Origin of the sequence: Campylobacter vicugnae (assembly GCF_002139875.1) — a bacterium.
In the GTDB taxonomy this organism is placed as follows: Bacteria; Campylobacterota; Campylobacteria; order Campylobacterales; family Campylobacteraceae; genus Campylobacter; species Campylobacter vicugnae.
Genome location: NZ_CP018793.1, coordinates 1,455,696 through 1,471,451, shown reverse-complemented (window position 1 = coordinate 1,471,451; position 15,756 = coordinate 1,455,696). Strand labels below are relative to the sequence as shown.

16 protein-coding genes and 5 tRNA genes are annotated in these 15,756 nt (G+C 32.4%); 19 read left to right on the top strand and 2 right to left on the bottom strand.

The features are described 5' to 3' along the window. Positions 1 to 98: 98 nt before the first annotated feature. The 19 genes from CVIC12175_RS07695 (at position 99) to CVIC12175_RS07605 (ending at position 13,903) form a co-directional block, all read left to right on the top strand. Positions 99 to 176: transfer RNA gene (locus tag CVIC12175_RS07695), tRNA-Pro, on the top strand. Between the two features lie 4 nt (positions 177 to 180). Further along, positions 181 to 257 (top strand) — tRNA-His (locus tag CVIC12175_RS07690). Positions 258 to 274: 17 nt separating this feature from the next. Next, positions 275 to 351 (top strand) — tRNA-Arg (locus tag CVIC12175_RS07685). A 28-nt stretch (positions 352 to 379) separates the two neighbouring features. Continuing rightward, a tRNA-Arg gene (locus tag CVIC12175_RS07680) sits at positions 380 to 456 on the top strand. 40 nt (positions 457 to 496) lie between these two features. Next, positions 497 to 581 (top strand) — tRNA-Leu (locus CVIC12175_RS07675). Positions 582 to 767: 186 nt separating this feature from the next. Then, positions 768 to 2,267 (top strand): hypothetical protein, encoded by a 1,500-nt coding sequence (locus CVIC12175_RS08565; protein ID WP_180383974.1) that lies wholly within the window; start codon positions 768 to 770, stop codon positions 2,265 to 2,267. 202 nt (positions 2,268 to 2,469) lie between these two features. Further along, complete coding sequence (locus tag CVIC12175_RS07665) at positions 2,470 to 3,159, top strand: Bax inhibitor-1/YccA family protein (RefSeq protein WP_086247816.1); 690 nt, start codon at positions 2,470 to 2,472, stop codon at positions 3,157 to 3,159. An 87-nt stretch (positions 3,160 to 3,246) separates the two neighbouring features. Beyond that, complete coding sequence (secG, locus tag CVIC12175_RS07660) at positions 3,247 to 3,582, top strand: preprotein translocase subunit SecG (RefSeq protein WP_086256840.1); 336 nt, start codon at positions 3,247 to 3,249, stop codon at positions 3,580 to 3,582. A gap of 10 nt (positions 3,583 to 3,592) precedes the next feature. After that, positions 3,593 to 4,150, top strand: a complete 558-nt coding sequence (frr, locus tag CVIC12175_RS07655; RefSeq protein WP_086247814.1) for a ribosome recycling factor — start codon at positions 3,593 to 3,595, stop codon at positions 4,148 to 4,150. A 2-nt stretch (positions 4,151 to 4,152) separates the two neighbouring features. After that, the gene (pyrE, locus tag CVIC12175_RS07650; protein ID WP_086256072.1) at positions 4,153 to 4,764 is read left to right on the top strand and encodes an orotate phosphoribosyltransferase; all 612 of its coding nucleotides are present in this window, start codon (positions 4,153 to 4,155) and stop codon (positions 4,762 to 4,764) included. Further along, the gene (locus CVIC12175_RS07645) at positions 4,761 to 5,165 is read left to right on the top strand and encodes an RDD family protein (protein ID WP_086255059.1); all 405 of its coding nucleotides are present in this window, start codon (positions 4,761 to 4,763) and stop codon (positions 5,163 to 5,165) included. The genes pyrE and CVIC12175_RS07645 overlap by 4 nt, the downstream gene beginning before the upstream one ends. A gap of 74 nt (positions 5,166 to 5,239) precedes the next feature. Beyond that, complete coding sequence (gene tpx / locus CVIC12175_RS07640; protein WP_086247811.1) at positions 5,240 to 5,767, top strand: thiol peroxidase; 528 nt, start codon at positions 5,240 to 5,242, stop codon at positions 5,765 to 5,767. 18 nt (positions 5,768 to 5,785) lie between these two features. Continuing rightward, on the top strand, positions 5,786 to 6,694 hold the full coding sequence (locus CVIC12175_RS07635) for a DMT family transporter (RefSeq protein ID WP_086256839.1): 909 nt from the start codon (positions 5,786 to 5,788) through the stop codon (positions 6,692 to 6,694). Next, positions 6,678 to 7,859 carry a replication-associated recombination protein A gene (locus CVIC12175_RS07630; RefSeq protein ID WP_086316006.1) on the top strand — a complete coding sequence of 394 codons (1,182 nt, stop codon included), beginning with the start codon at positions 6,678 to 6,680 and terminating at the stop codon, positions 7,857 to 7,859. Before CVIC12175_RS07635 ends, CVIC12175_RS07630 begins: the two co-directional genes overlap by 17 nt. 108 nt (positions 7,860 to 7,967) lie before the next feature. Beyond that, positions 7,968 to 9,074, top strand: coding sequence for an alpha/beta hydrolase (locus CVIC12175_RS07625; protein ID WP_086256837.1), 1,107 nt, complete (start codon positions 7,968 to 7,970; stop codon positions 9,072 to 9,074). 9 nt (positions 9,075 to 9,083) lie between these two features. Further along, positions 9,084 to 10,442, top strand: coding sequence for a cytochrome P450 (locus tag CVIC12175_RS07620; RefSeq protein WP_086256836.1), 1,359 nt, complete (start codon positions 9,084 to 9,086; stop codon positions 10,440 to 10,442). 8 nt (positions 10,443 to 10,450) lie between these two features. After that, on the top strand, positions 10,451 to 10,816 hold the full coding sequence (locus tag CVIC12175_RS07615; protein ID WP_086256879.1) for a hypothetical protein: 366 nt from the start codon (positions 10,451 to 10,453) through the stop codon (positions 10,814 to 10,816). Between the two features lie 80 nt (positions 10,817 to 10,896). Then, on the top strand, positions 10,897 to 12,573 hold the full coding sequence (locus tag CVIC12175_RS07610; protein WP_086256835.1) for a polysaccharide biosynthesis/export family protein: 1,677 nt from the start codon (positions 10,897 to 10,899) through the stop codon (positions 12,571 to 12,573). 241 nt (positions 12,574 to 12,814) lie between these two features. Further along, on the top strand, positions 12,815 to 13,903 hold the full coding sequence (locus CVIC12175_RS07605) for an LbetaH domain-containing protein (protein ID WP_086256834.1): 1,089 nt from the start codon (positions 12,815 to 12,817) through the stop codon (positions 13,901 to 13,903). A 73-nt stretch (positions 13,904 to 13,976) separates the two neighbouring features. Here CVIC12175_RS07605 and CVIC12175_RS07600 read toward each other — a convergent pair whose 3' ends face one another. Both CVIC12175_RS07600 and CVIC12175_RS07595 read right to left on the bottom strand, forming a co-directional pair. Continuing rightward, positions 13,977 to 14,864, bottom strand: a complete 888-nt coding sequence (locus tag CVIC12175_RS07600) for an RICIN domain-containing protein (RefSeq protein WP_086316005.1) — start codon at positions 14,862 to 14,864, stop codon at positions 13,977 to 13,979. Continuing rightward, complete coding sequence (locus CVIC12175_RS07595) at positions 14,861 to 15,727, bottom strand: cytolethal distending toxin subunit B family protein (protein WP_257789280.1); 867 nt, start codon at positions 15,725 to 15,727, stop codon at positions 14,861 to 14,863. The genes CVIC12175_RS07600 and CVIC12175_RS07595 overlap by 4 nt, the downstream gene beginning before the upstream one ends. Positions 15,728 to 15,756: the final 29 nt, after the last annotated feature.

Genomic DNA, 15,756 nt, shown 5'->3' with positions numbered 1-15,756 from the left:
TTTGAAATATTACTCAAATTTAAGCTAGATTTAATTGACAAATGACTTTTTTTTATATATAATTACAGCTCTTTATTTGAAGTAGCGAGACTATACTTCGGGGTGTAGCGCAGTCTGGTTAGCGCACTTGGTTTGGGACCAAGGGGCCGAAGGTTCGAATCCTTTCACCCCGACCATGTGGTGAGTGTAGCTCAGTCGGTTAGAGCATCAGATTGTGGTCCTGAGGGTCGTGGGTTCGATTCCCATCACTCACCCCACTTTATATGGGAAGGCTGCGCTTGTAGCTCAATTGGATAGAGCGACAGACTTCGGATCTGTAGGTTGTGGGTTCGAGTCCTACCTGGCGCACCACTTTAAATATAAGAGCTGAGTTTCTTATGCGCTCATAGCTCAGCTGGATAGAGCAACGGCCTTCTAAGCCGTAGGCCAGAGGTTCGAATCCTCTTGGGCGTACCACTTTGTTAAGCTTTTGCTTAACAGATTCTTTTTTACTGTTGCGGACGTGGTGAAATTGGCAGACACGCCAGACTTAGGATCTGGTGCCTTACGGTGTGGAGGTTCAAGTCCTCTCGTCCGCACCACTTATAGATTACTCATTGTTTTATATTTGATTTTTAAATTTAATTGTTTCTTTTATCTCACCTTTATCTACTATTTTACTTTTTAATTAAATCTTAAATAAAATAATTAATCTATTTTTCTAATTTCGTTTTTTTTTTTTTTTGATAACCTACCGTTTGCAAATTGAATTTAGGAAATTAGTAAATATGAAAAATATTGTACTTCTTGGCGGTAGTAATTCTGTAATGGTAAATGGCTTACAAAAAGGGTTAAAAGAGTATGCAAATGTAACAAATTTAGCTTTAGGAGGCACAACAAGCCTTCAAAATCTATATGAATTAAAACGAGAGAAAAATCAAGAAGCTATCCAAAATGCAGATTTAATAATAACTGAATCTGTTATTAATGAACTTGATAATCATAATATTAGAGAAAATCTCTCATTAGATATAATTTTTAAGAATTTGCAATTTTTATATATAACTCTATATAAACTTAAAAAACCAATTTGTATATTAATTTTACCATACAGATTTAAAAATTATCAAATAGTTATTAATATGCATAGATTTTTAGCTAATTATTATGGGTTAAATATTGTTGATATGCAAAACTACTATCAAAATAATGAGATAATTCAGTTTGGTAATAAATTTGGTGGTCATCAGCTGGCTGTAGTAAATAGAAATGTTGGTAAAGAGATTGCTAAAAATATTGATATATTTAAAATTTCTAAAAAATCACTTGATATTAATATGCTTGAATTTAAAATAGTAACACCAGAAAATATGCAAAGAAATGGTAATTTTAAGATTTTCAATCCTAATAATTCTATGTATAATGAAATTGTTTATCGTTTAGAAAAAGGGAATAGTTTATCATTTAATGATTGTGATGGATATGAAATTATTGGAATGCATAGCTGGAATTTAGAAAATAGTGGAGAGATAACAAAGTTAGGTTTTGGAATTGCTACTGCGCATTGTGCCTCTATCCATTTAAGAAATAAAAATAATGATATTGTTAAACCAACTTCAAAATTAAATATATTTTGCGAAATTCAAGCCGAACCAAAAGTTGATAGTAATCTTATAGTTAAATTTAATGATGAAAATTTGGATAATACTGAATTTTATGTAAATTCTCATTTAGAAAAACCTTATAAAATTATTCTTCCATACTTCGACCTTATAGCCTTCTTTTTATGCAAACCAAACCCAAAGATGAAGCTGTTTGATTTAAGCGTTATCCTAACTGATAAAGATGTAGAGATTGATAAAGATATAGATCGTTCTTATCTTATACCAAATATAGTATTTTTCAAAGACTCTATGGAGTTTATAGATGAGTATATAGGTCGTCTTTACCCAAATATTGTTAAACATATTGATAGTATTCTAACACCGCAAATTATTAAAAAAACTGAGGCTCAAGTCTTATCACAATTAAACAAAAATACGCCACAAACTCAGCTATCTATGCAGCTATCGCTAGAAGCAGAAAATAAAATTCTAAAAGATAAAATCAAAGAGTTAGAAACTAACTACCAAAAAGCCATAAAAGTTAAAAATCACCTAAGCTATAAACTAGGTCAGGCTCTAATAAAAGCCAATAAAAACTGGTATAAAGGTGGATATATTAAATTTATATTTGAAGCTATGAAAATTAAAAAAGAATATAAAAATAAAGATAAATCTAATATATAAAATAAATTTAGAAAATATGATTTATAATGCAAGGCTTGCAATGACAAATTTGGCGTAGTTTTTATTATTACAAGCTAAATTTTTAAAAATTTCACCAAATTTGTTCTAAATTTCTGTTAACTAAAATCAAATTCACTTAAATCTTTATCACATATTAAATTTATTTTGCTAGACTTACGCTAAAATTTAAATCGGAGGAAAAATGAGTCTATATAATAGAAATTTATCATCTAGACAAAATGAATTTGCTCATGAGTTTGAAATGGAGCAATCTCATAGTGCTAGAGCGACATTTGTTAAGCAAACCTATCAGCTGCTTAGTGCTTCATTGTTAGCTGCGACTGTTGGTGCGTATATTGGCGTTGATTATGTTAAAACTTTTAGCTGGATGCTTTTGATTTTAGAGCTTGGTATGCTTTTTGGACTATTTTTTACACGCAAAAATCCAACTCTAGCCTTAATTTTGCTATTTGGCTTTACATTTGTTAGTGGTTTAACTCTTGGTCCAGTGCTTAATACTTATATAGGTGCTGGTATGGGTCATATCATTACTCAAGCGTTTTTGATGACTACTGTGGCTTTTGGCGGGCTTACAGTTTTTGCGTTTAATACTAAGCGTGATTTTTCATCAATGGGTAAAATGCTATTTATAACTTTAATCGTAATTGTAGTAGCTGGACTTTTAAATTTATTCTTTCAAAGTGCGATTTTAGCTACTATTATATCAGCTGTTGGTGCGATATTATTTAGTGCATATATCTTATATGATACTCAAATGATTTTACGCGGTGGATATGATAGCCCAGTGCTTGCTGCAGTTTCGCTATATCTTGATATTTTAAATTTATTTATTTCACTTCTTAACCTTTTAGGTATATTTAATCGCGACTAAACTTAAGCCATCTAAATGATGGCTTAACTAAATTTTTAACTTTTTTTGCTATAATCACGAGCTAATTACACTAATCAAAGGATACTCGTGAGTTCAATTCTTCTTATTATACAAGTTTTGCTAGCAGTGATTTTGACTATTGTCATATTATTGCAAAAGAGTGCTTCTATGGGTCTTGGAGCTTATAGCGGAAGTAATGAGAGTCTATTTGGCGCTAAGGGTCCAGCTGGATTTTTAGCTAAATTTACATTTTTTATGGGCTTTTTGTTTGTTATTAATACACTTGCGCTTGGTTATACATATAATCAATCTTTACGCGACTCAGTAGTAGATAGTGCTAAATTTAATTCAATCAAAGCACCGCAAGTACCAAGCGTAGCACCAGCAGCACCAATAACTGATAATAATACAACAGCCAACTAAAAGGATAGATATGCTAAATGAAATTTATAATAACCAAAAAGTTCATAATGATAAAGCACTAGAGGCTTTAAAGCGTGATTTTACAACACTTCGTACAGGTAAGGTAAGTATTAATATCTTAGATCATGTACATGTAGATTACTATGGAAGCTCTACTCCATTAAATCAAGTTGCTACGGTTTTGGCTACAGATGCAAGCACAATAACCATAACTCCATGGGAAAAACCAATGCTAAAAACAATAGCCACAGCAATTCAAGCTGCAAATATTGGCGTAAATCCAAATAACGATGGCGAGAGCGTTAAGCTATTTTTCCCTCCTATGACAACTGAAGATCGCCAAAAAAATGCCAAAGAGGCAAAAGCTATGGGCGAAAAAGCAAAAGTAGCTATTAGAAACATTCGCAAAGATGCTAATGATGATATCAAAAAAATAGAAAAAGATAAAACTCTAAGCGAAGATGAGATTAAAAAAGGCTATGACGAGGTACAAAAAATTACCGATAATTATATAGCTAAAGTTGATCAAATTGTAAAAGATAAAGAAGCTGAACTTTTAAAGGTTTAATTATGAATTTAGAATCAATTTATAAAGATGCTGGAGCATATTTAGAGGGACATTTTTTACTAAGTAGTGGTAACCACTCGCAATTTTATCTACAAAGTGCAAAGGTTTTAGAAGATCCGATTTTAACAGGCGTTTTGTGCGATAAGTTATTTGCTAAAATTGCTGAGGCTGGGGTTGAATTTGATAGTGTTTGCTCGCCTGCGCTTGGTGGAATTTTGGCTGGATATGAACTAGCTCGTGCCGGTAAAAAGAGATTTATTTTTACTGAAAGAGTTGATTCTGTGATGAGTCTTAGACGTGGATTTAGCGTAAAAGAGGGCGAGAGATTTATAATATGCGAAGATATAATAACTACTGGAGGCTCAGCCTTAGAAAGTGCTAAGATTATAGAGGGCTTAGGTGGAGTGGTAGTTGGATTTGCAGCTTTGGCTAATCGTGGATTTTGTCCAGTTAGTGGATTTGATAATGAGAGAAAAGATAGTTGTAAGTTACCAGCTGATAAGCCGCTTTTTGCTCTTGGTAATTTTGAATTTGAAATTTACTCACCGCAGTCTTGCCCACTATGCAAAGATGGCTCAAAAGCGATTAAACCAGGTAGCCGTGGAAACGCATGAGTAAGGCTATAGCCGCAAATATTTTTAGTAGGGTAAAGGCGTTTATTATGGATATGTTCTTTATCGCTGCTCCTCTTTTGTATATAATGACTTATGTAATTTTAAGCGGCAAAGATGAATTTCAAAGTAATCAATTGGCTATATTTTTGGTTTGGTTAGTTTTTGGTGTTATTCAGTCTATATTTTTTGCTTTTAAAGCACAAAGTCCAGGATATAGAGCTCAAGGCATATATTTAGTAGGGTTAAATGGCAAAAAGGCTAATTTGCTTATTTATATTCTTAGATACTTTTTCTTTATAACTACCTTTATTATAGGTGGATCATTTTTTTGCTTTTTTAGAAAGGATAAGCGAAATTTACATGATCTTTTAGCCGGGACAATCGTTGTACAAAAAGGCTAAATTTAGATATTAAGAGTTTATTTATCTTAATTTTGATATTATTTCATTTGCAAATTTTAATTAAGGATTATAATATGTCAGTAACTTTTAAAGGTACAGCAGTAGAATTAGAAGGAAATGTTGTAAATGTAGGTCAAGTTGCTCCAGTAGTTGAGCTTGTAGCTAAAGATCTATCTACAATCAGCGTTGGCGGTGCAAGTGGCAAATATCAAGTTTTAATAGTAGTTCCAAGCTTAGATACAGGCGTATGCGCTACTGAGGCTAGAACATTTAATCAAAAAGTAGCTAGCAAAAGCAATGTAGAAGCTACTGTTATCTCTTTAGATCTTCCATTTGCTATGGGTAGATTTTGCTCAACAGAAGGTATAGAAAATCTAAGAGTAGCTAGCGACTTTAGAGGTGCTAAATTTGGTAAAGAGTATGGCGTATTATTAGCTAGTAGCCCACTTGCAGGATTGCTAACTCGTGCTATTTTTGTACTAGATCCAAATGGCGTTGTAGTATATAAAGAGCTAGTTAGCGAAATTACAACTGAGCCAAACTATGATGCAGCACTAAAAGCTATCAGCGGTGGTGGCTGTGGATGTGGCTGCTCTCACTAAGAGTTAAATTTAAGCGTGATGAGAAGTAAAAACTATATATTTGGCATTTTTATCACGCTTATTGGTGGAATTTTATGGGGTTTTAGTGGGGCTTGTGGAGCCTATCTTTTTAAATTCCACCAAGTTGGTTCTGATTGGCTCGTCCCATATAGATTGCTTTTATCTGGTATTTTACTTTTAATATTTTGCCTATTTAAAAATCCAAAAACTATATTTAACCCGCTTAAAAATATTTATAATTATCCAAGACTTATATTTTTTGCACTTATTGGCTTGATGATGACACAATATAGCTATTTTTATGCTATTGAGTTATCCAATCCTGCAGTTGCAACGGTTTTACAATATACCGCTCCAGTATTTATTCTTGGACTTGCATGCTTTTATGATAAAAGATTGCCAAGCAAAATAGAGTTTTATGCGCTGATTTTAGCAGCAGTTGGTGTGTTTTTGCTAGCTACTCATGGCAAGATTGATACTCTAGCGCTATCTTTAAAAGCTTTAATATTTTGCCTTATTAGCGCACTTTGTGTTGTGGTATATAATTTTGCACCCCAAAAGTTAGCTAGAGTATATGGAATTGAGCTTGTGCTTGGCTGGGGGCTTGTTATTGGGGGAGTTGTTTTAGCTTTATATATGCAGGTTTGGAATCTTGATGGAGTAAGTAGATTAAGTGGATATTTAGCACTTGGTGGTGTTGTGATATTTGGTACTGTTTTAGCTTTTAGTTTTTATCTATGGGGAGTGGAATTAATTGGAGCGCCAAAAGCAAGTATGATAGCTGCAATCGAACCAGTATCTGCGGCTATGTTTAGCTATTTTTGGCTAAATGTGGAATTTGCAGCTTATGATTTAGTTGGGTTTATAGCAATTATGTTATGCGTGTTAATACTATCAAAAGATAAAAAAGATGAATTTAAGTGTTAAGTTTAGACCAAATAAAATAGAACAAATGGTAGGTCATGATGATATTAGAGAAATTTTTGCTAAATTTATAAAGAATAAAAATATTCCTCATAGTCTATTTTTTGGTAGTGCAGGAAGTGGCAAGACTACAATGGCTAAGATTATTGCTAAACAGATGGAGTATGAGTTTTTTGAGCTTGATGGGGCAAATTTAAAAAGCGAAGATATTAGAAAAATTATAGCAAAATTTGAAGATTCTTTTTATCTACCGCTTATATTTATAGATGAGTTTCATCGCTTAAGCAAAACTCAACAAGAGACGCTTTTAATCCCTATGGAAGAGAAAAAATGTATAATCATAGGTGCTACCACAGAAAATCCTAAATTTACAGTAAGTAGCGGTATTCGCTCAAGAATGATGATATTTGAGTTTAAGCCACTATCTTATGATGATTTAGAAAAACTCTTAAATGATATTCAAAAAAGCATATATTTTCAAATCAATCAAGAGGCCAAAGAGTATCTAATTAGCTCAAGTTCAGGAGATGCTAGAAGTATGCTAAATTTGCTTGAATATGCGCTAAATATAGATAAAAATATAAGCCTAAAAACTTTAAAAACCCTTAGATGTTCTAGTTTTGGCGAGGGAAGTAGTAGTAAAGATACTCACTATAACCTTATAAGTGCCATGATAAAAAGTCTGCGTGGTAGCGATGTAGATGCAGCGATATATTATCTTGCAAGGCTTATAGCAGCTGGGGAGGAGCCAGAGTTTTTAGCGCGTAGAATGGTGATATTTGCTAGTGAAGATATAGGCAATGCCAATCCAAATGCTCTAAATATTGCTACAAATACTATGCTAGCAGTATCTAAAATCGGCTACCCTGAAGCTAGGATTATACTTTCTCAGTGTGTTGTATATTTAGCCAATTCTCCTAAGTCAAACTCAAGTTATAAGGCTATAAATTTAGCTTTAGATTATATAGCTAAAAATCCAGCCTTACCAGTGCCACCATATCTTATCAATACAAACCCAGCCAAAAAAGATTATCTATATCCTCATGATTTTGGCGGATGGGTGGAGCAAAAATATATGCTAAAAGATTTAAAATTTTACCATAGCAATGGTATTGGATTTGAGCAAACGCTAGATGATTGGCTCATAAAACTTAAATTTAAAAATTAATCAAAAACTAAGATTAATAAGGGTTTTATAATCTTAATTTAAGTTTTGCTTATGATTAAATTTGATAGAATAGCCAATTTGTAAATTATTAGTGGGGGGGGGGTAGAGGTGAATAGAGAAGTTTTTTATATCGCTGGGTTTGATCCTAGAAGTCCAAAGTATTACTACTCCATCTTTAAGAGCAATATTGTTAAAACAAGTAGAATAGAGCAAAATTGTTTAAATTTAAATAAATTAGAAAATGCAGAAATTCCAAATTTTATTATAGATTATAAAGGTTGTAAAACTAGATATAGTTTTTTAGCTTGGAACGATATAGTAATAGAGCATTTTTGTAAGAAATTTTTTGATGTATTTGCTGCACTTATTGCATTTTTTATCGGTTATACTATCTCTGGTGTAACCTATATGGTAGCAAAATATTCACGCACTCAGCTTATTGCTGGATATTATCCTTTATTATTTATATTATTTTCATATTTTATGATTATTTTGGTTTGTTATATTTTAGGCTCTATTATGGGGATTACTCTTTTATGGGGTTTGGTTGCTATTTTGATATTTTATCTTGGCACTAAAGCAATATTTTATATCGGACAAAAGGCTGGAATATTTTGGCTGCTTAGTATATATAAGTTTTGTTATAGATATGCTCAGCAAAGAGTTGATGGAATAGATGAGAGAAATGAGTTTTTTGCTAATGCGATAATAAATAGTATAAAAAATAATCAAAATAACAATACCGAGATTATGGTTGTAGCTCATAGCGTAGGGACGATTTTGGCTATTAGTAGCGTAGCAAAGGTTATAAAAAAGTGCAAACTCGAAGGTTTAAATATATCAAATTTAAAGCTTGTATTGATTGGCGGATGTGTGCCGCTTACATCGTTTCAAAAGTGTGGAGATAAATTTAAAAAAGAGCTTGAGATAGTAGCAAATTCAGATATTACTTGGCTAGATTTTAGCTCTAAAATAGATGGTGCTTGCTTTTTTATGCTTGATTATGTTAAAAAATCAAATATTAAAGCCAAACACTCACCAAATTTAATATCAGTGAGATTTTTTAAAATTTATGATAAAAAAACCTATAAAAACATAAGGTATAAGTGGTATGAGGTGCATTTTTTGTATCTTAAAGCTACTCAAATTAGCGGTGGATATGATTATTTTTATATGATCGCAGATCCTAGCAGACTTGAAGATAAAGTATTTTAAGGAGTAGATATGGGAGTTTGTCCATTTCATCCAAAACCGCATAATAGCAAAGCTGGGCTGATAACGACATTTTTGCTCAAGCGCAGATCGTGGCTAGATGGCTTATATGCTAAAAGCTATAAGATGAGAGCTGGTAGGGTAAAGATGCCTGGATTTGATCTTTTTGTGGTAAATGATCCTAAAGAAGTTCGTAAAATTATGATAGATAATGTTAAAGAATTCCCAAAAAGTGATATGCTCCATGAGCTTTTAAAGCCTCTTTTGGGTGTTAGTATTTTTACTACTAATGGCGAGGTGTGGAAAAAGCAAAGAGAGCTTTTAAAACCAAGTTTTGAGATGACTAGGATTAGCAAGGTTTTTGATCTGATGAGTAGTGCGGCTGCTGATATGATGGAGAGATTTAGAAAATATCCTGATGGATCTATCGTTGAGGTTGATGAGCATATGACATTTGTAACTGCAGATGTGATATTTCGTACTATTATGAGTTCTAAGCTAGATGAGATAAAAGGCAAGGAGATTTTACACGCATTTGTAACATTTCAAGAAGAGACTGCTAGAACAGCTATTAGGAAGTTTTTTTGTGTACCACAATGGCTTTCAAATATTCTTGGTGAAAATAAGAGAATGAAAGCTGGAGCTGTAATTAGAAAGAGTCTTTCAGATATTATTCAACCTAGGTATGATAGTTATAAAAGCGATAATTATAGCGATATTCTCTCATCGCTTTTACATACAGTAGATGCTAGTAGCGGGGAGCGTTTTAGTTTTGAAGAGATTTTAGATCAAGTATCAATGCTATTTTTAGCAGGTCATGAGACTACAGCGAGTTCGCTTACTTGGACTCTATACTGTTTAAGCCTTGATCAAGACGCTCAGCAAAAAGCATATAATGAGATAATTAGCATTAATAAAGATGGCAAATTTAGCATTTCAGATATTAAAGAGATGAAATATTTAACTAATGTCTTTAAAGAAGCCCTAAGGTTATATCCGCCAGTTGGATTCTTTGCTCGTCAAAGTAAAGGCGAGGCTAAGATAAGAGATAAGGTTTTACAAAAAGGATCTGGGGTTGTCGTTGCACCATGGCTAATTCATAGACATGATGATTTTTGGGAAGCTCCACATGAGTTTAGACCAGATAGACATAATGAAAATATTCCAAAAGAGAAATATATGCCATTTGGGTTAGGTGAGCGAATTTGTATCGGGCAAGGCTTTGCTATGCAAGAGGCGATTATAATTTTAGCTAATATTTTACGCGAATTTAAGTTGGAATTAAAAGATGGGTTTGTCCCTGATGTTGTCGGTAGGCTCACGGTTCGTTCAGCCAATGGTATGATGATAAAGATGTCAAAAAGGCAGTAAATTTGAGAATAAAAGAGAAGCTAGCTGGGACTATTTTGCTTTGTGCGTTAGTCCCATTGGCTATAATCGGTTATATTTATATCGCTATTGTAGGCACATTTGGTGATCCATCTCGTGCTAGGCAGGGCGTAAGAGCGCTTGATCACTTTGTAAATGCGACTATATTTAATGGCTACGCGTGGGAATCAGTCTCTAGCCATGCGTGGAGAATGCGCCATAAAAGATGGGCAAAAATCGTAATATACATTACAGATAAATTTCAAAAAAATCACTGCCAAAGAGCTAATAAAAGAGAACAGCCTATTATCGATCTAATGCTCTCAAGAAGATTAAATGAGCAGACAATAGGAAAAAAAGAGTATAACAGACACTAATATTTTTAGAAAATTTTTAAGCTAGATATTAATTGATTTTAAGTAAAATTTGAGACTATTTAAATTTGGAAAGATTATAAATGAAAAAAGTACTATCTATTTTGACTATATTTACTACCGCAGCAATCGCTATAATGCCAGTAAGCTCTATAAATTCAGTCAATTCAACTACGACAAATACACAATCTTATATCGCTAATAACCAAACAAATCCTACTCAAATGCTACAAGATGGCAATCAAACTACGATAACTGCTCAAGATGTTCAAACAGTATTTGGAGAGAATTTATTTAGCGGTAATTTTACAATGGTTAGTCAGCATATATATAATCCTGATTATATTCTTGCTATTGGTGATGTGGTTAATGTCAAGCTATGGGGCGCATATGAGTTTGAACAACAGCTTACTATAGATTCTCAAGGAAATATATTTTTACCAAAGGTAGGCGTTATTAAACTTTTAGGGGTTAAAAATTCAAATTTAGTAGCAGTTATCTCAAAAAGCGTAAAAAGAGTATTTAAAGAAAATGTCCATGTCTATGCCGATATGGGTATCTATCAAAATGTATCTATATTTGTTACTGGAAATGTTAATAAGCCCGGTCTTTATCAAGGACTTAGTTCAGATTCTCTTATACAATTTATAGATAAAGCTGGTGGGATAAATCCACAATATGGAAGCTTTCGCAATATCACAGTAGTGCGAAATAATAAGCCTTATAAAAATATTGATCTATATGATTTTATGGTAGATGGTAAGATCGAGATGTTTGCTTTAAAAAATGGCGATGTGATCTTGGTTGGTAGCGTTGGGGCATATATGAGTGCAAGCGGAGAAGTGCTTCGCTCATATAGATTTGAGGCAAAAGATAACTCAATGAGCCTAAAAGAGTTAGCAAGACTAGCAGGAATTAAGCCTGTAGTAACCCAAGCTATAGTAAAAAGCCACAGCAATAATAGTCAAATTCAAATTAATAGCTATCCGCTTTCTAAATTTGAATCTGTTAGTTTAAAGGCTGGCGATGCTGTGGAGTTTATGACCGATCACGCCGCGACTGAAGTGCGTGTAAATATAGATGGAGAGCATAGTGGAGCTAGAGCAATTGTAGTGCCTAAAGGGACTACGCTTGGTGAGATTATGGAAAAGATTGGCTTTAATGCTCAATCTAATGTAGATGCTATTCAGCTTTTTAGAAAAAGTGTAGCTAAAATGCAAAAAAATCTTATAGATTCGCATCTAAGAGAGCTAGAGTCTATCGCACTTACGACATCATCAGCTACTACACAAGAAGCTCAGATAAGGGCTGCTGAGGCTAAATCTATTTTGGAGTTTATAGAACGCGCTAGACAGGTTGAGCCAAAAGGTCAAGTAGTAATTAGTAATAAAGATGATATAAATCAGATTGTATTGCAAGAAGATGATACGATATATATCCCAACTAAAGACAATATAGTAATTGTCCAAGGCGAAGTCTCTATGCCAGGAGCATTTACCCATGTGGCTGATTCTGATATAGAAGATTATATAGAGATGGCAGGAGATCTAAGCGCTAGGGCTGATAGTAGTAGAGTTATACTTATTTCGGCTAATGGCAAAGCGGGTAAATTTAGAGCTTCTAGCGGAGAAGATGTCTATCCTGGAGATTCAATTTTGGTATTACCAAAGGTAGAAGGCAAAACTCTTCAAGCTACAAGTATCCTAACTCAAATTCTATATCAACTAGCAATAGCTGCTAAGGTAGTTATAGACCTATAGTTAAGTTTATATAGATAAAAAATTAGCATCATTAGATTGTGGTGCTAATTTATATTTAAATTATTATCACTACTAAAATATAGTTTATATTCTTAGTTATACTCATTTAAAAAATTTCAATAGATATAATAATAAATAAAATCTTAAATAAAATAATTAATCTATTTTTCTAATCTCGTTTTTTTTTTTTTTTGATAACCTACCGTTTGCAAATTGAATTTAGGAAAGCAAAAGGTAGAAAATGCAAAAGCATATAAGAGAAAATGGGAATGTGATTTATGGAGATTTGGAGCAATTTGATAAAATTAAAATAACTTTTATTGGTAAAAACAATATCTTATTTCTAACCCCAAAATGTAGATTAAAAAATTCAAGTATTTGCTTTGGCGGTGATAATGCTTTAGTATTTTTAGGCGATAGCACTACATTATTAAATATTACGCTTCATTCTAATTGTTTATTTTATGGCGGAAATAATAATTATTATAATCCAGCTGGTCCTAGAACTTTTTTGATATCCGAGAGAAAAAATATAATTATTGGTAATAATTGCTTATATTCTCATACTATTTGGTTTAGAAATGCTGATCCACATTTAATATATGACAGCGATACTAATAAACGTATTAATTTAACAAAAAGTATTTATATTGGAGATCATGTATGGTTTGGTCAAGAGATTGGCGTAACTAAAGGTGTTTTTGTGGCTTCGGGTTCTATAATTGGTGCTAAGAGTATGCTTACAAAAAATTGCTTATCAAATACAGTAAATGCAGGAAATCCTATAAGAGAGGTAAAAAATAACATATTTTGGCTAAATGAATGTGTGCATAACTGGGACGCAAATAAGACTAAAATATATGATAAAGTTGATAATGATCAATTCAAATACACTTACAACCAAAATGAATTCTTATCCCCTAAAGCAATTGAAGACAAATTAGACTCTTTAAACACAGCACAAGAAAAATTAGAATTTATATATGATGCAATATATTGTAATAAAAATAAAAATCGCTTTGCATATTTTAAAGATATGCCTTATGATATTCCTTTGCCAAAATATGAAGAAAAATTTAAATTACTTAAGTTTGAAGAAGTTAAGCAAGAGCCACCAATTCCACAACCAACACCACAAGAGCAGATAAAAGTTTTACAAGATAAAATAAAAGAATTAGAAGCAAGCAATCAAAAAGCCCTAACAATAAAAAACCACCTAAGCTACAAACTAGGAGAGGCACTCATAAGAGCAAATAAAAATTGGTATAAAGGCGGATATATTAAATTTATATTTGAGGTTATTAGAATTAATAAAGAACATAAAAAATAACAGTCATACTTAAAACAAGAATAAAAGACCTTTTATAAGGTCTTTTATTTTATATCTTTATTTTGATATATTTTCACTCAATCGGCAACAACACCATCGCAGCTTTAAGCTCAGGCATTATAGCCCATAATCTTTTTATATCAGCTATAAAGGTTTCATCTAATGTACATCTATTTATACCAACTCTTTGCCAAGGCTCTAGATTTGGATTTTCAAATGTACTTATACACTCTTTACCATTTAATACAAGTGATCTAATCTGTACTGCATCAGTATTCATTGGTATTAGCTGATATACAGTCTCAAACTTCTTATTATTTAAATCATCACTACAACTCTTTAGAGTAAATAGCCCACTCTCATCAATTGCTAAGCACATATCAATATTATTAGTTGATACAAACTGTATATACTCAAATTTAAGATTTCTAAAATTATCAATTGATTTTATACTACTTATTATACTTGGGTTAAATGCCTTTACCTCTCTTAAATTCCAATTAAATGTCTCATCTGACTTATTTAAATTTACTATAAGAGGTAAGCCAGTATCAAGTGATCTAAGACTTAGTGGTGGAGTAAACTCATCACTTAGCATAGATGCTTTTAATATAGGCCTAATATTCTCACTGCTTATATTAGGATTTCTATCAGGAGCTTTTAATTCATCTGGGGCTTTAATGCTATCTCCTACAAATCCTTTAGAATCATCTAGTTTTAAAAACATTCCATTACCATTAGTAAAAGAAGCGGTAACAAGGTTGCTATTATTAATACTATCTATATTTTTAGATGAACATCCACTAAGTATGGATATGGATATTAATATACTTAGTGGTAGTAATAAAAAGTTTGATATATGTTTGAATACTCTTTTTATATTGTTGTTATTGTTATTATTGTTACTATATATGCTATATATGTATTGTTTTATATTGTTGTTGTTATTATCTATTCTCATTGAAATCTCCTAAATGTTATAGGGAAGTGATCACTTGCAAGGTGAGTTCTAAATCCACCAAAGAATGTACTAGCTGTAATGCTTGGAAGTGGAGCTGGCACTATGGCACGATTAGAGTTGCCTACTATTGCATAATCTAGAGTTCTTCTAGCACTTACTTGAGTTATTGCACTATTAGTTATTATTCTAGTTCTAAGTCTTAATGCAAGCTCAAATGAGCTAAGTAGCTCTCCTGGTTCTCTATTAAAATCTCCCATTATAATCCAGTTAGTACTAGCTAGAGTTGGAGAGCCTTGAAAGAATAGATCTATATTATGCACAATTGCAGAAGCATCAGCTCCACCATTAGCAAGTGCATGAATACTAAAGAATGCATCATTATTAATTCTAATTCCTAGCATTGGTCTTGAGGCTGTTGTTGGTGGTGGAAGTAAGAATACTTCATCAGCTGGAGTTCTACTAACTAAGGCTAGATTTACTCTATTTGCTCCAGCATCTGTTGGAGCATAATATATATAGACAAAGCTAGGTCTTAAAGATGTACCTAAATTCCATATATGCTCACTAACTTGAACACTTGTCCCATTAAAATCAAATGTTCTTCCAGTTGCTCTTGCTGTTTGAGGAAGAGTGCCAGCTTCTTGAACTGCTAATATATCAACACCAGAAGCACCACTAAACATCTGTCTAATGCTTACACTCCATTTAGCCTCACTACTAGCACTTGAGCCTTGCATATTCCATGTTGCAGTTTTAAAATCATCTATTACAGCATGCGATAGAGTAAAACTAAAACCAAGTATTAAAAAGAATTTACTTAGTAAATTTAATCTTAGAGATTTTAATACTTTTAATGGATTTATTAATCTAATTGCTCTATTTAAACTATTTA